This is a genomic window from Halocynthiibacter sp. C4 (genome assembly GCF_028823805.1).
Classification (GTDB): Bacteria; Pseudomonadota; Alphaproteobacteria; order Rhodobacterales; family Rhodobacteraceae; genus Falsihalocynthiibacter; species Falsihalocynthiibacter halioticoli.
This window is the reverse complement of the sequence record NZ_JAPEIE010000004.1, coordinates 163,434-186,155: the sequence shown is the minus strand read 5'-3', so window position 1 is coordinate 186,155 and position 22,722 is coordinate 163,434. Positions and strand designations below refer to the sequence as shown.

15 protein-coding genes are annotated in these 22,722 nt (G+C 55.8%); 1 reads left to right on the top strand and 14 read right to left on the bottom strand.

The window, feature by feature from the left end; translation table 11 throughout:
• Positions 1–6: 6 nt before the first annotated feature.
• From OU789_RS15430 to OU789_RS15410, 5 genes are all read right to left on the bottom strand, one after another.
• Positions 7–2,064: an alpha-galactosidase gene (locus tag OU789_RS15430; protein ID WP_274656538.1), complete on the bottom strand. Its 2,058-nt coding sequence runs from the start codon at positions 2,062–2,064 to the stop codon at positions 7–9.
• A complete protein-coding gene (locus tag OU789_RS15425; RefSeq protein ID WP_274656537.1) occupies positions 2,064–3,674 on the bottom strand; it encodes an ABC transporter ATP-binding protein in 1,611 nt (536 codons plus the stop codon). Before OU789_RS15425 ends, OU789_RS15430 begins: the two co-directional genes overlap by 1 nt.
• Entirely contained in the window at positions 3,667–4,848 is a 1,182-nt protein-coding gene (locus OU789_RS15420) for an ABC transporter permease (protein WP_220387203.1), read from the bottom strand. Before OU789_RS15420 ends, OU789_RS15425 begins: the two co-directional genes overlap by 8 nt.
• Before the next feature lie 10 nt (positions 4,849–4,858).
• Positions 4,859–5,881: an ABC transporter permease gene (locus tag OU789_RS15415; RefSeq protein ID WP_058314203.1), complete on the bottom strand. Its 1,023-nt coding sequence runs from the start codon at positions 5,879–5,881 to the stop codon at positions 4,859–4,861.
• 101 nt (positions 5,882–5,982) lie between these two features.
• Positions 5,983–8,004, bottom strand: coding sequence for an ABC transporter substrate-binding protein (locus OU789_RS15410; protein WP_274656533.1), 2,022 nt, complete (start codon positions 8,002–8,004; stop codon positions 5,983–5,985).
• Between the two features lie 157 nt (positions 8,005–8,161).
• Here OU789_RS15410 and OU789_RS15405 point away from each other — a divergent pair, with 157 nt between their 5' ends.
• Positions 8,162–9,085, top strand: coding sequence for a helix-turn-helix domain-containing protein (locus tag OU789_RS15405; RefSeq protein ID WP_058316684.1), 924 nt, complete (start codon positions 8,162–8,164; stop codon positions 9,083–9,085).
• Positions 9,086–9,348: 263 nt separating this feature from the next.
• Here OU789_RS15405 and OU789_RS15400 read toward each other — a convergent pair whose 3' ends face one another.
• The 9 genes from OU789_RS15400 to OU789_RS15360 form a co-directional block, all read right to left on the bottom strand.
• Complete coding sequence (locus tag OU789_RS15400) at positions 9,349–11,334, bottom strand: type IV secretory system conjugative DNA transfer family protein (RefSeq protein ID WP_274656562.1); 1,986 nt, start codon at positions 11,332–11,334, stop codon at positions 9,349–9,351.
• A gap of 8 nt (positions 11,335–11,342) precedes the next feature.
• Positions 11,343–13,586: a relaxase/mobilization nuclease domain-containing protein gene (locus OU789_RS15395; RefSeq protein WP_274656528.1), complete on the bottom strand. Its 2,244-nt coding sequence runs from the start codon at positions 13,584–13,586 to the stop codon at positions 11,343–11,345.
• Positions 13,573–14,154, bottom strand: coding sequence for a hypothetical protein (locus OU789_RS15390; RefSeq protein ID WP_058314208.1), 582 nt, complete (start codon positions 14,152–14,154; stop codon positions 13,573–13,575). Before OU789_RS15390 ends, OU789_RS15395 begins: the two co-directional genes overlap by 14 nt.
• Before the next feature lie 491 nt (positions 14,155–14,645).
• Positions 14,646–15,809 carry an ATP-binding protein gene (locus tag OU789_RS15385; RefSeq protein ID WP_446719190.1) on the bottom strand — a complete coding sequence of 388 codons (1,164 nt, stop codon included), beginning with the start codon at positions 15,807–15,809 and terminating at the stop codon, positions 14,646–14,648.
• A 229-nt stretch (positions 15,810–16,038) separates the two neighbouring features.
• Positions 16,039–17,097, bottom strand: a complete 1,059-nt coding sequence (locus OU789_RS15380; RefSeq protein ID WP_274656524.1) for a helix-turn-helix domain-containing protein — start codon at positions 17,095–17,097, stop codon at positions 16,039–16,041.
• A 170-nt stretch (positions 17,098–17,267) separates the two neighbouring features.
• The gene (gene repB / locus OU789_RS15375; protein ID WP_274656523.1) at positions 17,268–18,239 is read right to left on the bottom strand and encodes a plasmid partitioning protein RepB; all 972 of its coding nucleotides are present in this window, start codon (positions 18,237–18,239) and stop codon (positions 17,268–17,270) included.
• Positions 18,239–19,423 (bottom strand): plasmid partitioning protein RepA, encoded by a 1,185-nt coding sequence (gene repA, locus OU789_RS15370; protein ID WP_274656522.1) that lies wholly within the window; start codon positions 19,421–19,423, stop codon positions 18,239–18,241. Before repA ends, repB begins: the two co-directional genes overlap by 1 nt.
• 493 nt (positions 19,424–19,916) lie before the next feature.
• The gene (locus OU789_RS15365; protein ID WP_274656521.1) at positions 19,917–21,728 is read right to left on the bottom strand and encodes a ParB/RepB/Spo0J family partition protein; all 1,812 of its coding nucleotides are present in this window, start codon (positions 21,726–21,728) and stop codon (positions 19,917–19,919) included.
• Positions 21,729–21,837: 109 nt separating this feature from the next.
• On the bottom strand, positions 21,838–22,221 hold the full coding sequence (locus OU789_RS15360) for a DUF3768 domain-containing protein (protein WP_058314211.1): 384 nt from the start codon (positions 22,219–22,221) through the stop codon (positions 21,838–21,840).
• Between the last annotated feature and the right edge of the window lie 501 nt (positions 22,222–22,722).

Here is a 22,722-nt window from a genome sequence, read left to right as displayed (position 1 = left end):
TTTTGGTCACACCCGGTGCCCTTCGATCACATAAATCGTTTCGGGCCATGCCAACGGCAGGTTAATCCCCGAGGTCATCAGAACCCGGCCTGACAGTCGCAATGCCACCGCCTTTAGCGCGTTGTCGCCACGCGAATGTGGCGCTATTTGCTCGGGGTTTGCGAGCCGGATTTCATAAAATGCGTCTGCATCCAGGCCGCTCAGGCGTAGGGCGCGCGGCAGGTTTTGCTCCGAAGTTGCACTTTGTCCTGCGAAGACGACGAAGCGATCCCTATCTTTTGCGATCTGAATTTCTGCGGTCACCGCAGGGTCGTCGCTATCGAGGGCATGGATGTCCCCAGCCATCATCCAGTCGCGGTTGTCTTTAAACCACGCAGTGATGCGCGCCAGTTTGGCCTCGTCTTCTTTGCTGAAGCTACGCAAATCGCTCTCGAATCCCATTTGGCGCATTGCAGCGATCCATGCCCGGAACTCCATCGTCAGGCTGCGACCTGTCGTGTGTGAATGTTCCGCACCGACATGGCTGCCCGTTATGGCCGATGGGATCAACAACGCAGCGGTCTGTTGCATCCGCAGTCGTTCGTGCGCATCGATGCAATCTGACAGCCAGACTCGGCTTGTGTGCTGTAGGATGCCATAGTCAATCCGACCCCCACCCGAAGCACAAGTTTCGATCTCTACCCCAGGGTGGGCCTCACGCAACCGCGCGAACAATTCCATGATACCACGTGCCTGGGCTGCATCTGGCATCGGCAACAGACGGTTGTGATCCCATTTGAAATAGTCGATCTCATTTTCAGAAAGGATCGCATCGAGTGCGGTAAACAGGTAATCGCGAACCTCGGCCTTTCCGAGATCCAGTGCCAACTGATAGCGCCCGGTGACTTGATCAGCCGGTCCCAATACCCAGTCAGGATGGGCGCGGTAAAGATCGCTATCGGCGTTGACCATCTCTGGTTCCACCCAAAGCCCGAACGTCATACCAAGCTCGTGTACCCTGTCGATTAGCGGCGTCAGCCCATCAGGCCATTTGCGCCGGTCGATCTGCCAATCACCGAGGGATGAAGTATCGTCATTACGCTTACCGAACCAACCGTCGTCCAGCACGAACCGCTCTGCCCCGATACGCGCGGCGCGCTCAGCCATATCGGACAAGGTTGCGAAGTCGTGGTCAAAATAGACGGCCTCCCAGCAATTGTAATGCACGAGCCGTTTGCGTGAAGGATCTGACCATGTAACAACAGTGTCCCGTACATGAGCCTGCAACTGCACTGCACAACCATTGAGGCCTGTGTCAGACCGAACGATCGTTAGTGGTGCGGTCTCGAAGTGCTTGTTGGGCGCACGTTCCGAACCTGCGCTATTACCGAACTGGATCATGCGGTGACCATCCGGCAGTTCCTCAGCAATCATCCTGTGCCCACCTGGCCAGCCATAGGCAAAGGCCATCGCTTCACCTCTGGTAAAGCGTGCGTCGGGCGTTGCAGTATAAACGAAAGGTGGCGTTTCGTGGCCAGAGCGGCCTTGCCGTGCTTCACGCAGTCGGGCGCCAACCGAGAAAGGCTGACGCTGCATCCGGAATTCTCCATTCCAACGACCCGAAAACTCGATCAATTCGGTCTGCGCGCCAGGGACCGGCAGGACCGGTGCCGAAAGCCAGCCCAATCTGACCGGCGTAAGTGAATCGATGCTGGCCCGAAGGGTCAACACGCCATCAAGAGTAATTTCGGCAGTATAAGTCAGGTCACCCGAAACAGCCGAGACAATAAGAGTCTGACTTTTAGGTGTGATTGTTGCCGGCTCAAACCGCAGGGAAATCTCTGCGCCGTTGCTGTCAAGAACGCGCAAAGCCGGCTGGCCCAAATGGACGCCATCGGAGACCGGGCATATCGTTAACCGCGGCAATGCATCCACCATTCCACCGGTCATGTCCCTGCAGCCTGCGGCGGCCAATTGGGACAAATCTTCGGCTTCGGATAGACGCGGGCCAAAATAGGCAATGCATGGAAGTCCGTTCGTTGGTTCCAGCACGAGTGTCTGAGTGCGATCGTCAATTCGGTACATTAGGCCACCACCTTGAAAGCTGCGTCGACCAGACGCTTTGTGTATTCTGTTTTTGGTGCTTCAAGCACTTGCGATGTCGGACCGGTTTCGATGATGTCTCCGTGCTGCATGACCATCACGTTGTGGCATAGGGCCTTCACCACTTTCAGGTCATGGCTGATGAACATATAGCTTAGGTCGTGCTTTGCCCGCAGGTCTCGCAAAAGGTCGATGATTTGGGCCTGAATTGACAGGTCAAGCGCCGAAGTTGGTTCGTCGAGTAGGATGAATTCTGGCTGCAAAACAACGGCACGAGCAATGGCCAGTCGTTGCCGCTGGCCACCGGAAAACTCGTGCGGGAAACGCTGCATCGCATCGCGGGGCATCTGAACATCGTCCAGTGCCTGTCCGATCAGTTCTTCACGCTCGGCGGCATTTTTGCCAATGCCGTTTACGATAAGTCCTTCTTCGAGAATCTGTCGAATAATCATGCGAGGATTAAGCGATGAGAACGGGTCCTGGAACACCACTTGAACACGGGTGCGGTACGGACGCATCTGTTTGCGCGTAAGGCCATCAATGCGGTCGCCGCCAAATGTAATTTGTCCGCCGTTCGGCTCTAACAGCCGGATCATGGCCATTCCCAGCGTGGTCTTGCCTGAGCCACTTTCTCCGACAACGCCCAAGGTTTCGCCTCGACGAATGCTGGCTGAGATATCGTTGACCGCAACAAGATCGACATGTTTCCGGCTCATCAAGCCGCCGTGCGCAATCCGAAATGCCACGCGTATATCTTTAGCCACCATCAGCGGTGCCGCGTCGGGATCCAGCTCATCTGGGCGACCCTTGGGTTCGCTTTCTAGCAGGTGACGTGTGTAAGGATGCTGGGGGTTGGCAAAAACGTCCTGTGTGTTTCCCCGCTCGACGACCTCGCCGTAACGCATCACGACCACCTTGTCAGAGGTCTTTTCGACAACTGTTAGATCGTGAGTGATCAATACGACCGCCATGTTATGGGATTTCTGCAGGTCTTTGAGCAGCGTGAGGATTTCCGCCTGCACGGTCACGTCGAGCGCTGTTGTTGGCTCGTCCGCGATCAGAAGGTCCGGTTTGTTGGCGAGGGCCATTGCGATCATGACCCGCTGGCGTTGACCGCCCGACATTTCGTGCGGATATTGGCTTAGCCGTGCCTCGGGATCAGGCAGTTGAACCTCTTGAAAGAGCTTTAAAACTTCAGCCATCGCCTGCTTCTTTGGCATCGGGCGGTGTATCTGAATAATCTCAGCGACCTGATCTCCGACCCGGTGGATCGGATTGAGCGATGTCAACGGCTCCTGGAAGATCATTGAAATTCGGTTTCCGCGGATTTCCTGCATTTCGAGCTCGGACAATTCCGACAGGTCGGTTCCATCGAACCAAATCCGGCTATCGGCCCCGACACGTGCGTTTTCGGCCAGCATCGACATTATGGCCCGGGCAGTTACCGACTTGCCCGACCCGCTTTCACCGACAACGGCAAGTGTTTCGCCGCGCGCCACTTCGTAGGACAAGCCGCGCACGGCGTTTACGGTGCCGTGAATTGTGCGAAAGTCCACAACGACGTTCTCAATTTTCAATAGGGGATCAGTCATTGGAATACGGGTCCATTGCATCGCGCAGGCCGTCACCAAACGCATTGAAAGCCAAAACAGAGATTACGATCATTCCAACTGGTGCCATCAACCAGGGGGCGGCCGCAAAGGATTGGAAATCACGCACTTGATTCAGCATCGTCCCCCAACTGACCATAGGAGCCTGCACACCGACGCCAAGAAAGGATAGGAAGCTTTCCAGCAGGATCACTTCAGGTAATTGATAAGTTGCCCAAACGATGATGTGTGATGAAGTGTTTGGAACGATATGGCGCCCGATGATGCGTTGGTCCGATGCCCCGACTGCTACAGCCGAACGAACATAGTCCATTGATCGCAAAGAAATAACTTTGCCCCGCAGTTCGCGGCTAAGGTCCGCCCAACGGAGCAAGACAAGGATCGACGCGAAAAGGATGAAGACGGTTATGGGATCAGCGCGACGCGGCAGGATCGCCACAAGCGCAAGATAGAGCGGCAAGTCAGGAAACGACCTCACGAATTCAACAATGCGCTGAACCAGCATGTCGAATACCCCACCAAAATAGCCTGAAGATACCCCGACTATTGTTCCAATGAAACAGGAGGCGGCCATTACAAGGAAGCCCATGAGAAGGGTCACTCGTGTGCCTTCTACCATCCTTGAAAACACATCACGGCCAAGGGAATCCGTGCCAAGCAGGTGCACAAACCCTCCGTCAGTGGTTCCAACTAGGTGAGTCTCGAATTCTAGCCCCAGGAACGTCCAGGGATCACCTTTCACAAATAACGCGAGATTATGGCGAACCTCCGGGTCGGGCACGAATTTGATCTCGAACGTGTTGGGATCCATCTCTTCGGCATAGCCTAGGACGTAGGGCCGGGTCAGGCCGCCTTCGGGCGCAAAGACCTTTGGCATCTGCGGCGGGCTGTAGATGGCAGTTCGATCCTTCGTCTCACCGTCATAGGGAGCGATGAACCCTGAAAAGACGGCTGTGATCACGATGAGCAAACATCCAATCAGCCCGACGACGCCGTACCGGTTGCGCAAAAAACGGCGGCGAACAAGCTGCCAGTAGGAGAGACCCGGGCCCGTCGCGGTTTCGGCATTCATTGTTTCTGTGGCCGTGGGTACGTCAATCTGAGGTCGGTTATCGACCATCGGTTTGTCGTCGGTGGGGTTGTGTGGCTGTTTCATTGGTATCCCCTTAATTCCGGCTCATCGTGGCGCGGCGAACCCGAGGGTCCAGCAATGCCAGCATCAGGTCAGCGAACAAGTTGCCCAGCACCAGCAAAACGGCCACCATCATGAAGATCGCGGCGACGACATACATGTCGCGGTCGCCGACGGCGCTCAGAATCAATGGGCCAACCGTAGGAATGCCCAGAACGATTGCGATTTCGATCTCGCCCTTGATCATGTAATCGAACCGCGTCCCAATGTTCATGATGACTGGGTGCAGAGCATTTGGTACTGCATGCTTGTAAAGGACCTTGCGACGGGACAATCCTTTGGCGCGGGCCGTTTCAATGTATTGCATGTTCATTACGTCGAGCAGGTTTCCCCGCATCATCCGCGTGGTGTACGCCTGTCCGGCCCAAATAGACACTACCAGGATCGGCCAAACATGCTTGAGAAAGTCCCAGAACTTCGCCCAATTCCACCCATCTTGTAAGATGTACTGAGGCGAATTGACCGCTCCAATATAGGGCGAGTGCCAGACGATAGCGAGGAAGTAGAGGATCACGAGCGAGATCACGAACTTCGGAATCACAATGCCCATGAAGGCAATCAGCGTGGCGATATTGTCGCCCAGTTTGTATTGGTTGGTCGCCGCATAGATGCCCAGAAGCACTCCGAACGCCTGACCAATGACGAGCGTCAGAACCGCCAGCAGCAGCGTACGAGGAAGGCGGGTTCCTATGACATCAGTTACAGGACGATTTTGCTCAAAGGACATACCGAAGTCGAAGTGGAACACGATGTTCTTGAGCCAGGTCACGTACTGAATCGCAATTGGCTGATCGAGGCCGAGCCGCTCTCGCATCGCTTCGGCTTGGGGCAGAAGCTCGTCGTAGGACTTGCCGGTCTGGGCTGCAGTGTTTGCAATCCAACCGTCAACGAAATCGCCGGGCACAGCTTGGATGATTGCGAAGGATACGATGGAGATTCCCAAAAGCAGTGGGATCGACATCGCAACGCGTTTCGCAAGAAAAACTAGAAAGTCCATGAGACAAGTGCTCCCGACTTATGGCGTCATGAGGAAAGTGCGAAAGTAAGATGTCCCACCCCCGCGCTTTGCGGGAGTAGGACGAGTTGCGGTCACGTAGCTTAGTATTGGGCTACGGTACCAGGGAGGAGCTCTTCTGTTTGCAATTCAGCAGGCACCCACAGGCGTTCACGGATTACCGCGTCTTCAGCCCACTCGTACATAAAGACTGGTGTACCAGGATGCGCATTGCGGACCCGCTTGTTCACCAACAGAGCCGCAGGAACCTGAACCAAACCAATATTGTAGTGGTTCTCTGTAAGTAGTGCCTGCATCCGCTTGGCAATGTCCGCCTGTTCAGCCGCATCACTAGATGCGTTAAATTTCAGAACAGAGTCCGCAAGTTCAGCTTCGAACGGAAGGAAATCTCGACCTTCCGATCCAGCTAGGTGGAACGCTGGACAGATTTCGGACGTCGGCAAGTTTCCGCAAGTTTCCCGTGTAGGCAAAACAAAGCTTACACGCTGAAGAATTGCTGAGAAGCTGCCAGAATTGCGGATCGGATCAAAGCTGGTTTCATCAACCGGCGTTGGCAATACGCGAATTCCGATTTCAGCCAACTGCGATGTCACTGCTTCAACCTGCTTACGGTCGTCATTACGCTGAGACTTGAAGGTCATGTCGATGACAAGGTCTTCACCCGTGCCAGGCACGTTCAAGATCCCGTTGCCGTCCGTGTCTTCCAGACCGAGACCGGCCAGAAGCTCGTTCGCGTATCCCTGATTGAACGGCGTGTAGTCAGTCGAAGCCGCATCATAGTAAGGTGAACCGCTCGCGAAACCACCCATGTATGGATAAGCGAATGGACCACGTGCCAAAGCTTGTCCTAGAGCGTCTCGATCAATTGCCGAGCTAAGCGCTTCGCGGAAATCTTGCTCACGGAACAACCCACGCAGTTCAGCGTCGTAGTCGCTGTCAGCCATGTTCTGAGCAAAGTTCAACTCGATCCGGAACGCCAATGTCCGCGGTCCGAACTTAGCAGTAACCGGGGCGTTTTCATCCTGGCTTTGCTTAAGCGCTTCAACGTAGTTGCCTGGGTTTTCCATGTTCGACCAGTCACCGGTACCGGCGACAGCTTGTGTCGTACGGTCGTCCCAAGTCGTCAACTTGAAGTGCATCTCGTTGAGATAGGGCAGCTGATTTCCGGCATCGTCCACTTTCCAGTAGTATGGATTGCGGCGAAGGATCACCAGTTCATCTGGACGGTGCTCGACTGGAACCCACGCACCCAAAACTGGAACCGGTACATCGCTTGACGGCATTGCGTTCAGGTAATCGTCGTAAGAAGCGTCGGAATTATAGGTCGGATGAGAATCGCGAAGCACATGGCTCGGCCCCGGGCAACCTTGAATATAGGCGAGACCCTCGACAACAGTTTCCGATTGTGCGCTTGGGAATACGAACTTGAATGAGTAATCGTCGATTACCTCAAGGCTCGCTCCACCACCGAAAGATCCAGCCTGAATGCGGCTCGTCACGTTTTCATCTTCGACGTTGTCGTTCCACCAGAAGGCGATGTCATCGGTATCAAACGGATCGCCGTCAGACCACTTGACACCTTCGACAAGATGCATGGTCAGCTCGGTCATATCTTCGCTCCACTCCCATGAGTGGGCCAAGTTAGGCAAAGGACCAGTCTGGTCTTCGGCGCGAACTTGCCAACGCGGACCTTGGCGTACAAGGCATTCCTGAACGGCCATGTTGATGCCGCCCCAACCTTGGTGCTGACCGGCAATCCAATGGAAGCCTTCAGGACGTCCACCGATTACGTGACGGAAAACGCCGCCATATTCGCCGATCCCGTCAGACATTGCTGAGGCATTAAAGACCAATGGATTGGCTGGCAGTCGCTCAGAAACAGGCGGAAGTGCGCCACTTGCGACCAGTGCGTCAAGGAACGGCGCTTGGCTGTAGTTATCGAGCGAACGGTACGAATACAAATCGTCACGACCAATCAGGTCGTATTCAAGGCCGGCTAGGCTCCGCTCTGGGGGCATCTCATCGGCATTTGCTGTGGTGATTCCCAGCGTAGCGGCGCAGACGCCGCCCAGCAAGAATCCAGTACAAGTGAGTTTGCGAATCATTTGGTTTCCTCCCTTAGAATTTTAGCATTCTCCTTGAAGGTATTTGTCTCGGCCTCCGGTTTTATAACAACTTCTTCCTGTTTTTGCATATTGATGCTAAAGTCTCATCTCAGGTGTCGAGTCCCCGGTACTCGGGCCGAGGCATGAAAGGCATAGCATGGCACAAAGGCTAAGTTCTGTTGACGCGATAGTTCCATTTTCGGAGTCTGTTGATCAGACCCGCGTACCGACTCCAAACAACTTCATCATTGAGAGCCACAAACCGACACTCTTTGATACCCCCTTCCATCACCACACATCGGTGGAATTGAATTTCCTTCAGAATTGTCATTTGGACTACTCATTCTCGGGCCAGGTAGCAAAGTTGAAGGCCAATCGACTGGTCGTGTTTTGGGGTGCTGCGCCACATAAAGTTACCGATGTCTATGGGGAAGGACGTATTACCAACATCTATCTTTCGCTGGGTCAATTCGTGCGTTGGGGTCTGCCGTCCGATCTCGTGAAAGCCATCCTAACCGGCGAAGTAATTGCTTCTCGAAATGATGATCCATTGGACGCCTTGCTAATCAACAGGATCTACAATGAGAAGCACCTTGAGCAGACCCCCTGGCGGCGAACGCACCTTGCCGAAATTGAAACGCGGTTGCGTCGGCTTGCGTTAGAAGGGTGGTCTACGCTGATTTCAAGCCCAAGCCGGGGCAATGGATTCTCAGTTAGGTCGACGACGATGCAAGAAGTCGAATCAATGTTGCGATTCATCTCCGAAAACTTCACCCTACCGATCAACGTGAAAGATATTGCGGCGGCATCAAGCTTGTCTCCGGCGCGCGCCGGGCAGGTTTTTCGGGATGTCTTGACCGTCAGTATCAAGAAGCATCTGACACGGACCCGTTTGTCCCACGCTCGAATGCTCCTAGTCGAAACCGAGGCGAAGGTGTCATCTGTCGCACTCGATAGTGGGTTCGCGTCGCTATCCGCCTTCTACGAAGCGTTCACCAAGGAACATAAACAATCCCCTGCAGAGTACCGTCGCCAGTCACAGCGAAGCAATCCGTTTCTGGCATTTCACGCGCAGCCCTAGCAAGCTAATGCTGCTCTTATGGACGTTGCAGTATTTACCCGATCAACATGAAACCCCGCGTGGCGTTCATCAAGTAAACGGCAGCGCGCCGATGCACCTTAAGATACACAACAGGATACAAACTTGGGGCCAAGGAACCACCATGGTGTCGACAGATTGCCAGAGGCTGATGTCAGCTCGTGCGTCAATTGATAACCCGACGACTGTTCGGCTTCGATCCTCCCTTCCAGACTAATCCCGTTCGCACGAAAAGCCACACCGGCTCAAAGATTCTGTTTCACCGTCAACTCCAACTCCTCCAAATCACCCACAGCATTCCGTAAGGGCTCTTTGTCCGACTCTCTTTCTGAATCGGTCGCAGGCACCTGCGCGGCAAACTCCATCTCCATCTGCCTTTGCGCCTCTGCGACAACCGCCTGCACCGCGGCCGCGGACTTCTTCGGCGGTCCGTCGGACCGCGTCGGCAGATGTTCCGCCTCGCTTCGCACCTGATCCGCGCTATCAGATATGGTTTCATCTTCTCCTCCCCCTTGCGAACGCGGGAACAAAGGCATCGCCTGAACACTCAAAGGCAGCGTGCCCTGCGGGCCCCCTCCCCCCGGCTCCGGAAACGGCAAATCACCCTTCTGCGCGCCATGGATCGCCGCAAACAGCCGGTCATCAAAATACTGGATCCGTTTCGCCCGCACTGGCATCTGGGCATCCACGACCATGATAATTTCATCGAGCGGCAACCGGCGCGCTTCGTCTTCAGGCAACAACGATGTTTCTTCCGTCCGCGTAGACTGGCTGCGCCCCTCAAACGGATTCTTGCCAATCGACCGCGACCGCGTGATGACCGTCTTTGTTGTCTTGCCCACGGCCTTGCTCAGCTCCTCGATGGTCTTTTCATCTGAGGGAGTGAGGTAGAGCTTTACGCCTGCGTTGCCTTGCAGCGCGCGGCGCGTGTTTTCACCATAGATTTCATCAAGGGCGGGGATGGTTTGCGTCACCACCGCCAGATGTCCGCGATAGGTGCGCAGGGTTTCTATGCTTTCAACCACAATGGGCATTTTGCCAAGGCGGTTGAACTCATCGAGCATGATCATCACGGGCCAGGGCTCATCTTTGCCCGGTTCCTTCTCTTGCATCGCCGAGAGAAGGTCTGAGAAAAACAATCGGATCAGCGGCGCGAGTGGCTTCACCATCAGAGGCTGCACGACCAAATACACAGTGAATGGCTTTTTGCGGATCGTGCGGAAATCAAAGTCGGAAACCTGCGTCGCCTCGTCAATTGCGGGGTTCTGCCATTGATCCAGACCTGACGTCATCAGAAGCGAGACATAGGAGGTCAGCGTGTCGTTGTTTGTGGACGCGAGCCGCGTAAAGATCAGCTTCGCAGCTTTGTTGTCAATCTCGTGGCTCCGCGCCACATATTCTTTCTGCTTGTTGCCCCCCGAGGCCGCGATCCGGTAGATCTCGCCCAAGCTCGGCTTCTTGCGCTGGAAGGCCAACAAGCCCGCCGCCACGAACAGATCAATACCTCCCTTCAAAAGCCCTTGAACGCGATCATTGTCGCTTTGCAGAAACAGCGTCGCCAGCAGTTGCAATTCCATCTGCTGACGCGCGGGGTCTTCCAATTCATAGATGCGCAAAAGCGGGTTATAGCGATGGGTCCGCTTGCCCTCCCAATCCGTGGGCGCGAAGCGGTAGACCTTGTCGCCTTGGGCCGCGCGATGACGCGCCGTCGCCTCAAAACACTCGCCCTTTACATCCAACGTGACGGCAGACCCCTGCCATGTGAGCAGGTTCGGGATCACAAAGCCGCTGGTTTTACCGCGCCCCGTTGGTGCCACGATCAGCGCATGGGGAAAGACCTTTGAGGTGATGTAGCGGGCCCGCGACTTTGGGCCGCCCAGCTTGCCCAGAATAAACCCGGTGCCGGGCTTCCCAAAGAACCCGTTGGCGTTCATCTCACCGCGCTTTTGCCAATGGGTTTGCCCAAAGCGCGTGAGGGCCGAGCCGGACAGGGCCAGGCTCATCATCAGCCCTGCGACGGCACATCCGCCGATGATCAGGTTGATCAGTTGGAAGTCGTCTGGCCGTCTGTCTCTGATCCAGAGGTAATTCTGCGCGATATATCCAAAATCGATATCGGCGCTGAACCCGAGGGCCTTAAAGGTCAGCACAGCCGAGGCAATTGTGTAGCCCATCGCCCCTGCCACCCAAGTGACCAGAACCACCCCGATGGCAATCCGCACCCTGCCCATGGATCCACTCAATGGACCTGCCCCCGCTCCGTCTCGCCGTCCACGTCTGCCGCGCGTTGTCTTTCGACTTCAACGTCTGCTAACTCGTCGACAACCTGTCGCAACGCCTCGGAGTTTGCGGTCGCCGCATCCGATTGCAAATAGACCTTTGCGGCATAGAGACGGTCGAGGCGATCTTCGATGATGTTTTCCAAAGCATCGCTGTCGCCATCGTTCAGACGATCCAGCTGCGCCGTGTCCAAAACCCGCGCCACCTGCGCGCGGAAGGCCTCGCGTTCGGTTTCGGTCTCAAAGGGCGACGACAATTCCCCTGCCCGTTCATGGGCGAGAACACGGGACAGTTCAGGCGTTTCAATCGTAGTTGTCTCGCGCTCGGTAAGGTTTTCCTCCCGTTCAGCGCCGCGCGCTTCATAGACGCGCGCGTATGTGTCGCCGAGACCCTCCGCCAGCTGCTCGGGCATATCGGGATATCGCGTCTGTAGATCGCGCGCAACGGAAACGGAGATTGGCGTCCTGCTGTGCGCGCCCAAACGCGCCGCTTCAACCTCAACGATAACCCGCTCTGCAGCGGCCCGATCTACGATCACCGCCCTGCCCTCCTCGCTCATACGGATCACATCGGTCGGGCGCGCGATCAGTTCTGGATGGTCGCGCAGATAGTCCCGCTGTTCGTCCTCCAAACGCTCTACGGCACGGCTTTCGATCACGGCCTCGTCCCGATCTTCAGTCCCGGCTTCAATTCGAGTCTCGATGCGAACCGCATTGGTAGCGGTTTCAATCTGGGCCTCAGTCACATGCGCCTGCACCTCGCGGGCTTCTTCAATGACCCCGTCACGGCGCAGCACACCTTCCCGCTCCAGCATGGTCCCCAGCTGCACATGTACATCATTGAGGATATCCCGCGCCTGTTCCAAATCCGCGCGGCGCTCAAGGTTCAAATCCTTCGCCTCGGCCACCTTGGACAAATCATCCGCAATCCATTGATGTTCCAGAGCCGCGTTCTGCGCCCCTGTCTCCATCCGGGCCACGACCTCGGACGTACTGATCCCCGTGCCGCGCAGTGCTGCATCGACGCGGGCGCGCACCCGTGGCTCAGACAGACGCTCGAACTGGCTTTGCTGAATGTTGGCTTCAGAATAGACCCCGCCTTCTGACGGGACCTCCGAGAGGGAATTGGACCGTAGCCCGAGCGGCTGCATATGCTGCACGCGGGCCTGAATTGCGTTGAGGGATTTCTCCAGCGCGGGCCGCTCCACATCCGGCTTTGCGGCGATCAGGTCTGTGATGTTCGCGACCTTTTCCGCGTAACGGCTGCGCAGATCCTCAAAAGACTCGTCTTCGGCCATGTAAATGCCTCCTGCGGTTTCAACGTGCCCCCCCTTCGCCAGAACCTCGCCCGCAAGGAACAGGACCTCAGCAATGTCTTCGCGGTTCTCAGAGGACGCCTCGGCAGCCAGCGAGTGGAACATGATTTTGGTGTTTGCTATTTCGGCAAGCGTGCGGGTCAGGTCTTTGCCCACCCGTTCGCGCTCCACTGGTGTCCTGCCCTCTTCCTTAGCCGCGTAGACCTCGCGGGTCTTGGGCGGGTAATGTACCTCGCCGCGATCCACTCGCCGCGTGGCTTCCAACCGCACGCCATACTTTTCCGCTTCCTCGACCATCGCCAATCGGAAATCGTCATAGTTGAATCGATGATTGCGCGCCAAATAGAAGAACTCACCCTCTTGCGAACGGCGATTCAACACGAGATGCGCATGCGGGTGGTCGCGGTCCTCATGCACCGCAATGATATAATCGAAGTGCCCTTCGTCATTCTGGAAGAACCGCTCCGCCACATCGGTCGCGATGTCGCGCACATCCTCTCCGCGCGTGCCAATCGGGAACGACATTAGCAGATGCGTGGTTTGCCCAAGCTTGGGTTTGAACCCGCCGTCCCACCGCTTGGCAAAGCGCTCGGTCAGGTCTTTGATCTCGCTGCGCTCAAGGCTGGATTTGCCATCCAGAAACCCGCTGCTGTCAACGATATGGGTAGACTTCGTCGTGAGGTATTCCAGCTGGTTTGCGAGCTGGGATTTAGTGTGCGTCCCACCCCCCCGGATCGCCTTGAACACGGCTGCCCGATGTCCTGCCGCAGCGCGCACCATCTGCTTTTGCTTTGAAGCATACAGACCCTGCATCGAGCCACGAATCCGGCTCCACCCGTCGCGAAACACCTCACCGGTAACCGCGTCTACTGCATCATTCAGCCGCATGAGCAAACTCCCTCAAAGCGGCTGTCGCGTCCATCTGCATGGCATCACGACGGCGGCGCACAAGCAGGTCAATCTCGTCTGCACTGTCCAAAATGAACCGCGCTAACCCGCGCATCTGTGCAAGCCGCAACTCGGAGAATTCGGGGCCCGTTCCCTGCCCCGCCCGATTGGCCTTTTGCATCTGCTTGGCAATCTGGGCGACACCGTTTCCAACCTCGTTCAAAGAAGCACGATAGCGCGCCATCTCTGCCGCTAATTGGGCGTCCGCCACAAAGGTGCCACCTGCCGCTTGCATCAAGCGGCGCAGCCCTTCCGAGCGCGTCTCGATCCCCGCTGACGCCAGCACCGCATCGAACGCCGCCATCTCATCAGAGGTTACTTTCACACTCACCGCCAAGACTGGAACCGCCGTGTCGCGCTGGCGCTCCTCGTCACTCTTCACCGTGTATTGCACCGCCCGAGGCGTCACCTCGAACCGCTCCGCAAGCACGGACGTGGACACTCCGTCCGCGGCTTCGCGCACGATCTCCATGCGCTCTGCATCAGTGAGACGTTTCGAGCGAGACATGCGAAGAAAGACCCCCTATTTCCTGCCACCTTCATACAAGGCTGCACCCAGCATACGATACTATACCATACTGTCAATAATATACTTATGTTGATTGGGTGCTTGGCAGCCTTGTATTCCGCTTCTCGCCAAGCGCCACCGGCGCGAGGCCGCGGACCGCCTGGCCGCCAGCGAGAACGTCAGCCACTGTTCGGCTGTCTCTGGATTTCGAGGATTTCACGCGACGCGGAACTCGTTCTCAGCGGTGTGCAGCGTTGTCTCGGAATGTATCCTAAGCGATGCTATTCTGGGTCAGCCAATTGAGTGCGCAGCTATGCGATCCAGGATAGCTTGATCCGCCCAGGACATGAAACGATACCCCGTGAAAGTGAAACGATTAACGTCAAGAAACTTATGGGTAGTGTGTGCCTACCGAGTTTTCGTTTCACCCAATATGAAACGATTCAGCCTGCGTGATCGAACAGCTCGCTTCACGAACCATCAATACCTATCTACGGACTTCTCAACTGCGAGATGGCTGCTGTCAGTGGCATCGCGCGAATACCCCCCTGCCCCGGTACTTCGCGATCACCAGCATAGACCAGCAATCGTTCTTCGACGTCCAATTCTTCGGCAGCGATATGGAACCCGCGCGTGACTTTCGGGCTCGTGGTGCGCTTGATCTCGATCGCCCAAAGCGTCTGGTTTGGCAGTTTCAGGATCAGATCGATTTCGGCACCTGCCGATGATCGATAGAAACTCGCCTCCGTCCCTCGTGGCGCGGCTGCAATCAGATTTTCGATACAGAAGCCTTCCCATGATCCACCGACGACGGGATGGCCAAGCAGAGCCTCGGTCGTTTCCAGTCCCAAGAGTGCATGGGCGAGACCGGCGTCTCGGATATAGACTTTGGGCGACTTTACCAACCTCTTTCCCGCGTTTGCATGCCATGGCGACAAACGCCGCACGAGCATCAAATCAACCAGGAGGTCGAGATAGCGTGCGACGCTCTGTCCTGAAACACCCAAGCCCGCCGCGATCTTGGCAGCATTGAGCAACCCACCCTGCTCATGGGCCAGCATCGTCCAAAAGCGGCGTAAGGTTTCTGCCGGAATGCGCAAACCGAAGGATGGGATGTCTCGTTCAAGATAGGTGCGAATGAAGTCTTCGCGCCAGGTGAGGCTTTCGCGGTCTGATCCCGCCAAAAAACTGTCGGGAAACCCACCGCGCAGCCAAAGCTGTGGCAAAGCCCCCTGCCCTACCTCATCAAGCGTGAATGGCGTGAGCTCATGATAGCTGACACGACCAGCGAGAGATTCCGCACTTTGCTGCAACAGAGTATTCGAGGCTGACCCCAGAAGCAGAAACTGACCAGTTCGGTGCCCTGCCCTTCTGCGGCGATCAATCTGTCCACGCAATGCGCCAAACAAGCCCGGGATCAGCTGCACCTCGTCAATGACAACAAGCTTGCCCGCTTGTTCATCGAGATACAGATCTGGTTCCTCAAGGATTTGGCGATCCGCCAGACGTTCCGTATCAAGATAGACCGCATCGCGCGTTTCTGCGATATCTTGCGCCAGCGTTGTCTTTCCCACCTGACGTGGGCCAAGCAGTACAACACCTGCCTGGTTGTCTAGGGCGTGTTCAATGCGGCTGAGATGATTACGCGTTATCATACCTTGCATTTATTCCATTACATGGCATAATTGCAAGGTATGATATTGAAGGCGCCCAAATAGTCAGTGTTCAGTTACAACGCCCCTGAACCGGCTTTTTAGATCAGGCTACCCAGTGATATGACCTGAGCAGCAAAGGGTTCGCGCTGTAGCTTTTCTGCCTTTTCAGTGCTCATAACGCCCAAAACGGTCAATCTTCAAAGGGAGGCTTTGCTGTTCCAAGATCATATCATCCTAAGTTTGACCTCGGTTTCTTCAGCAATGTACGCCAATCAAGGCTCTTGTTGGATAGGTCTTGGCACAATTTGAACGCGTAGCCACGGTGATTGCTGATCGTCTCTGAGCGTTCCAAGAGATATCCTAAGATCATGAAACTGAGCGCTGGACCAAGGTCCTTTATCGAGAACCAAGTGTTCCCAAGGTTGAGATATCCTGCAAGTTCATCCATTAAGCGACGGCAGTCTTCTTGGTTCTTAGCAAACCTGAGTTCCGCGCAGAGCCTTGGGTAGGCGTGCTCCATCTCATCTTGGCCAACTTCAATCTGAAAAGAATTTTCTTCTTTAACATACTGAGTCTTAGAAGTCTCTTTGTGCCCCTCAATTTCGGGGGCAGTGGCCCTCAAATCATCTGGTACTGCAGAGCTTATCTTCGAGATTTCCACAGTGATTTCATCCAGAAGATCGCTCAAAGCGTGCTTGTCTGGCTGGCGTCTCAATAGATTGCGGGCCTTTGAGAGCAAGCCTTCGTCCCAATTGGCGGGCATGAGATGTGCTTTGAGGTTGCTCAGGGCGGCTGAGCACATGTCTCTGAGCCGTCCCAGTTCGTTTTGATGGTCCTGGTGGTCTTGCGCCATGCGCAGGAACTCAGGGTAACGCTCTGCGAGCGGCAGAAGTGACAGGCCTGTTGCAAGGACAATGCTTCCCTGACGGTCCCTACGAGCCCAGCGTTTGCCATTGCCGCTTGATCGCCGCGTCAGCAGGCCCAAGGACACCAGTTTCGCAATATGGCGTTCAACGGTTTGGATACTGACATGAGCGCGTTTTGCGAGAGAGGCATTTGATGCAAAGCAAATATGCCCGTCGTCGCGTGTTGCATCGACTTGATCTACACGTAGGAACGAGATCATCGCTCTGAGGAGAGAGATGGACGTGCCTTTCAAGCCGAGTGGCTCCCGGATGTCTTCGATTACCTTGAGGAGTTGCCATTTGTTTTGGGCAATACCTCCCTGCCCCGTCGCTTTGCGCGACGAGCGTGCTCCAGCAGGAGCCATTCCTTGAAGTGTTCTCATGATTTGCCTGCAGGCAAAGAATTCCCGTCCGCCCAAGAGCGTTTTTTATTGCTTAGCGATTCGGTGACTGCTACGATTCAGGTGTCTAATCTGAGAAGCGTAGAAATACGTTCAGCCCTCGAAGCTTTGGTTTCGGGGGTTTCTCTTTGCTTACGTCCTCCTTTGTTGCTCTAGCCTCTGGTGTCATCCGCAGGGTTTACAGCTGTAAACTCCTGGTAGGATTTCTTGATGATGTCTTCGAGTTCACGATCGAGCCACTCAGCAAATGCTGCGTTCTCCCCTGCCCGTTTGATGGACATCGCGATTGATCCGCGTCCCGATTTGATTGTGACGCCTGGGACCGGTGTTGCCTCCCTGCCCTCGCTTGGACGCGCTCCACGCCGCGTAATCTCTCTCATAAGCTGTTCGAGGCGGTCATCTGACGACAGCTCGGCGCTCAACTTTGATAGGATTGCGAAGGATGATGATGCATTGACCTTTTTGGATGCGAAGGCCTCGGCCAAGGCGGTCCACTTTGGGCGGCCCGACTTTGGAGCGGCTCCAATTTGATCGCCAACATCGTCAGGAATATTGTCCGTGACCTTGGTCAGGTGGGATAGCCCAGACGCAGACAAGCTGAGGACCTGCCGGACGGTTTTGGTGTTATGGCCCGCTGCTTGAATGACGGCGGCAAACCGTGCCTTCTCGTAAAACGACAAGTTGCGACGTGCGGCATTCTCAAGGCCTTTGGCGAGAAGGGCTGTGGCGTCATCGAGATCTTGCACGTTGGCGCGGACTTTCAGGCCAAGGTCTCGGCAGGCGCGCAGGCGTCTGCGGCCGTAGATGATTTCAAACCGGCCCTCGGTCCCTGCCCTGCGGACCAAAATGGGAACCTGTTGGCCATCGTCCTTGATGCTGGATTTGAGCGTTTCAAAGCCGTCGCCGTCATCTTCGGAGTTTACAGCTGTAAACCCGTCCAGTCGGTCTTTCGGTCCCCAGTCGTCAATGAGGCCTGGGTCAAGCTCGCGGATGGCAGACAACGACCCTTGCAGCGCCCCTAAGGCCGGTGCTGTGGTCTTTGTGGTTCGGTCTTTGGGGCCTGGGCTGGAATTGGCAATCGTTTTGGCAATGCCGCTTAAATCCTGAAGTGATTTACGTGCCATCAGCTACGCCCCCATGCTTGGTGAATCATTGTTTCAACTTCGCGGCCAACAGCATCCATGGATTGTTTGGCGCGGTCATAGGTCGCCCGTGTCATCTCTGAGCGCACGACCTCGTAGATTGATTGTTTGAGCATCGTGGCATCGCTGATTGCGGTGCTCTTAAGCGCCGTGGCTGTCATGACGCGATCCAAAAAGAGCGCGCGCATGAACGAGGTCAATTGTTGTGACGGCACATCTGTTGGCTCGTCGCGGGTGATCAGAAACTTGAAGTGATCATATTGAAGCTCGGCACCCGCATCCTCGATGACGCCCATATAGGCCCCGGCAAGCTCAAGGAACTGCGCGGTTGAGGACACATCGAGCATTGAGGGCGAAAGTGGGACGATGAGAGAGGTCGCGGCAGCCATGCCGGAAATCGTCAGGAAGCCCAGTTGTGGCGGGCTGTCCATCAAGACAATATCGTACTGATCCTCAACCTGGGCCAAAGCATTGCGAATGCGCAGGAAGAAGGGCTGGTCAGGATTTGAGTTTACCGCTGATTCAGTCTCGAATTCGGACAGCAGCAGGCGTGCCGGAGCAAGCGACAGTCCCGGAAAATACGTCTGCATGATGACGTCAGGAAACGGCACCGGATCATCGTAGCGGATGGCGTCATAAACGGTGAGACCATCAAACTCGATCTCCGGGTTGATGCCGCACATTGAGGTCAGCGATCCTTGCGGGTCCAAATCAACCACGAGCACCCTGTAGCCGTGGAGCGCGAGATAGTGGGCGAGGTGAATAGTCGAAGTACTTTTGCTGCTACCGCCCTTGAAGTTCATCAACTGCCAGACTTGCAGCCGCTCGCCGTCTTTGCGGCCAGGGACGTATCTGCCCTTTGTTCGAGACGTTTTTTCCAAGATTTGGCGGGCTTCCCACAACTCTTGGGCGCTGTAGTAACGGCGGCCAGCGCGAACGTCTTTTGGTTCTGGGATTGTACCTTCGCCGTGGGTTTTACGCATGAACTGGCCCGACACGCCAAGCAATTCGGCGGCCTCTGGGGCTGAGAAGGGGCGCAATGATTTTGTGTTGTCGGGCGCGAATGCAGAGAGCAGATGCTCACTGATCGCACGGTTTAAACGCTCAGAGATATCCGTTGCCAACTCTGATGGTCTGTCTGTTATACTCGGTGTCGCGGGAATCATCTGGTTGCCCCAATTTGCTCAATGTGGCTTTTTTCGCGCCACTTGGGGATAAAAGGTGCGATTCACCTCTCTAAGTCAACGATTTTCTTATATTTAGTGTCTAACACAGCGCAATGCGCAAGATAAGACACTAGGGACTATCTGCTCATACGCCTGGAGTTTACAGCTGTAAACTCATCGAAATGTATCATTGGCTTGTTTGGCGATCGGGTTTGGGGCCCATCTGGAGCGGTCAAAAGACCAATGACGCAAATCTCCTCACATCGGAATAGTGTTTCGCGCTAGCGATTCCGCGCGAATAGCGCCGGGCCTGAACGGGCAGGGGGTTTTTCCCCGACCGTTCCGGTCACCCTCACAAGATTGGATTCTGCGGGCGTTTGGTTCGGGTGCTGTTCGAACGCAAAAAAGGCTCCGCCGCAGCGAAGCCAGTTGATCCTCACCACAAGGATTGGAGAGGCTAGGGCCGGGCGCTGGTGAGCGCCCTGCCTTTTGTTCAAACTATGCCTTCAGGGAGCCACGTGTCGATGCGCTTGGCTTGGGTTTCGGTGGTGTTGTGAGCCTTGCGCATTTCGGAGCAACCAAAAAGTGCTTCCATCTTGTCTGCCTTTTCGCTCTTTTTGCGTTTGGCGAAGGTGGTTGCGGTTGGGTGGTCCTCTGGAAGGTCCAACAACTCGCACCAGAGATTGACGAGGTATGGCCCGCCGACGCGACCAAAGAAGTTTTCTGCTGTTGGGGTGAAGTTCTCACGGATATTGGTTTTGACGGCTTTGTCGATCATTTCACCCAAGTCTTCATCGACGAACAGTCGCGAGGCGAGATGGCGGGTGACTTCTTCCATTATGAATTCTGGGCCTTTTGCTTTGTAGGCGCGGAAGACGCGTCCCATGTCACTGCTGAACTTGGCGGGTCGGGTCGTCTTGGTGAGCCGTTCGTCCAGCGCGTAGCCCGCCATTTCGGTTGTCGGAATGTTGGGGACTTCGGTTTCGCGCAAGCCTAGAACGCTCGAGTAACCCGATTTGCCAGAAAGCTGGAAGGCGAGAAGGGCCAACAGCAGGTCTGGGTCGCGCAAGGCCGCGTGTTGGCGTGCTCCCGTTGCAATACGCTCCAGATCGATACGCAGCTTATTGGAAATGGGCGACTTGGTGCCAGTGCTGCCTGCGTAGTTGGATTTGGCCAGCACGCCTGCCTCGATGGCCGCCTTCTTGTCTGTGCCGCGAATAAGACCTGTCTCACACTGCACCGTGCCGCGACTATCGACATACACCAAGACGCCCGCGTGGGCCTTCTGCTCATCCGTGAATGACCCGTCTAGGATCGACTGCAGCGCTGCCAGTTTGGCTTGGCCTTCATCGTCCAGAGCGTCGCTTTCGGCCAGTTCGGCCAAGGCATCGTATTCTTCGCCTTGTTCTTCGCTCAGATCGCCGTTTTCCGCATAGATGCGTGCCAGCTTCATCTCGTCGATTTGATACCATCCGATGTAGCTGTCATTGATGGGGTCTGCCCATTTCCAGCCTTCGGCGATCAAGGCCTCCGACGCGTCTGTCAGTTTCTTGCCAAACAAGTCATCTAAGATAGCGGGATCATCGATCAGGACCTCGTCTGCAAAGAGATCGCTGCTCGTGCGCCCACCAGCCTCGATGTAGGCTTTAACGCCGACGTAGATGGCGCGGCGGTCGCTGTCCTTGATCGCATCGGGCTTAAGCAACTTTTTGATGCGGTGATCGCTTTCACCGACGCCGCGCACGTTCTCCAAGACCTCAAGGGTCAGCTTCTCGTCATCGCTGATGGTGAAGGCGGCGGCGTTTGAGAGGCTGATGTGGCCGCTGCGCAGAGCGTCAATGACGGGGCAGGGGAGGGTGGCCAGTGCAAGGCGACGGTAGACATGGGCCTCGGTTGCGCCGTAGGCCGTAGCGATGTCGGCGACGGTGGCTCCACGTTTCTCCATTGCGCCAAAGTCTTGGATTTCGTCGGCAGGGTGCAAGGCTTCGCGTTGTGCATTCTCGGACGTTGCCCAATACTCTGCCGTCGCCTGATCAGGTGCCATCTTCACCGTAACCAACTGAAATCGTTTATCATCTTGTAGTAATGCGATGGCACGATAGCGACGTCCACCTACAACTACGCCAACGCCTGTTTCATCGCGATAGCCTGCGAGGTTCTGAATGAGACCGTAAGCGCGGATGTTTTCTGCAAGCGTGATGATGCTGGCCTCATTGACCACCTTGCGAGGATTGAGGTCAGAGATATGCAAGTCAGCGAAGGGGATTTCCTCAAAGGTGACGGGGATGTTTGATTGATCGTTCATCGGATATTTCCTTGTTTTGCGGTGGTGGGTTGGATGTGCCTCGCCCATCGATTGCTGATTTGAAGGGGAGGCACTGCGTGGATGCACCCGAGCTAAGGGTGCATCGCGTTCAGTATTCAGAGGCGTGTAAGACGGTGAGCACGCGCCGTGTGACGGCGACGTCTGCTGGGTCATCGCTGCCCATGCTGTAGTATTTGTCGTAGAGGTCGATTTTCCAGAATATGTGGTAGCTGTTGCCAGCGATCTCTAACTCGAATGCTCCAAAGGTGTGATCGCCGTAGGGGTCATTGTCCTTAGAAAACTCTGAGAAGGTTTGAACCCGCTGCATGATGATGGCTTTGGCTACTGGTGACAGATCGGCCACGCCGCGCGTCAACATGATTTGACCGGGAACAGTAAAATCTGCCCCCCAAGTGGTGCGAAACCTGTCGTTTTGTTCGGCAATGGTTGCGTTGGTTTCAGCTTCGCTTCGGCTTTCGTTTGGTTGGGCCATATCGGCTTACTCCTTTGTGGTGTGGATGGGGTCGTTGCCCCTTTGGTCGTCTGGTTTTGAGAAAAAGCCCCTTGAGGGCGTCGTCTCTAAAACCTGACCCACTGGCGAAGTGCCGGAGTGAGCAAGCGCACACCCCAAAAGTGCGAAAGTGGTGCGGCCCGCAGGCGAAGCCCGAGGACACGGTTTTGCTCTTTTGGGGTTGCGCGCGCGAGAACCCAGCGGGTTCTAAAGCATCTGTCCCGCAGCGGCGTATCGCGCTTGCGCGAACTCCAAGGGACCATTGAGACAGGATCGGGCGAGATCCGTTGCACCAGCTGATCGTGACCCGAATGGGCGGATCACAGCACCCCTGAACCCATATGAGACAAAGAAGGCTTCCTGGCTCATCTTTGAGACTGGAGGGCGCCTATTGGATCAATGGGGTAGGGGAGCGGTGTTCTGGGCGCAGGACGGCCTGTCGGACGAAGCCTAGAGCGGCGATGACGCGCCCTCAGGGCGGGG

Coding starts and splice junctions, on each gene's coding strand:
- OU789_RS15405 (WP_058316684.1), top strand. CDS start 8,162: ATGGCACAAAGGCTAAGTTCTGTTGACGCGATAGTTCCATTTTCGGAG.
- OU789_RS15400 (WP_274656562.1), bottom strand. CDS start 11,334: ATGGGCAGGGTGCGGATTGCCATCGGGGTGGTTCTGGTCACTTGGGTG.
- OU789_RS15385 (WP_446719190.1), bottom strand. CDS start 15,809: ATGATAACGCGTAATCATCTCAGCCGCATTGAACACGCCCTAGACAAC.
- OU789_RS15410 (WP_274656533.1), bottom strand. CDS start 8,004: ATGATTCGCAAACTCACTTGTACTGGATTCTTGCTGGGCGGCGTCTGC.
- OU789_RS15430 (WP_274656538.1), bottom strand. CDS start 2,064: ATGTACCGAATTGACGATCGCACTCAGACACTCGTGCTGGAACCAACG.
- OU789_RS15395 (WP_274656528.1), bottom strand. CDS start 13,586: ATGCGGCTGAATGATGCAGTAGACGCGGTTACCGGTGAGGTGTTTCGC.
- OU789_RS15420 (WP_220387203.1), bottom strand. CDS start 4,848: ATGAAACAGCCACACAACCCCACCGACGACAAACCGATGGTCGATAAC.
- OU789_RS15415 (WP_058314203.1), bottom strand. CDS start 5,881: ATGGACTTTCTAGTTTTTCTTGCGAAACGCGTTGCGATGTCGATCCCA.
- OU789_RS15425 (WP_274656537.1), bottom strand. CDS start 3,674: ATGACTGATCCCCTATTGAAAATTGAGAACGTCGTTGTGGACTTTCGC.
- repA (WP_274656522.1), bottom strand. CDS start 19,423: ATGATTCCCGCGACACCGAGTATAACAGACAGACCATCAGAGTTGGCA.
- OU789_RS15390 (WP_058314208.1), bottom strand. CDS start 14,154: ATGTCTCGCTCGAAACGTCTCACTGATGCAGAGCGCATGGAGATCGTG.
- repB (WP_274656523.1), bottom strand. CDS start 18,239: ATGGCACGTAAATCACTTCAGGATTTAAGCGGCATTGCCAAAACGATT.
- OU789_RS15360 (WP_058314211.1), bottom strand. CDS start 22,221: ATGGCCCAACCAAACGAAAGCCGAAGCGAAGCTGAAACCAACGCAACC.
- OU789_RS15365 (WP_274656521.1), bottom strand. CDS start 21,728: ATGAACGATCAATCAAACATCCCCGTCACCTTTGAGGAAATCCCCTTC.
- OU789_RS15380 (WP_274656524.1), bottom strand. CDS start 17,097: ATGAGAACACTTCAAGGAATGGCTCCTGCTGGAGCACGCTCGTCGCGC.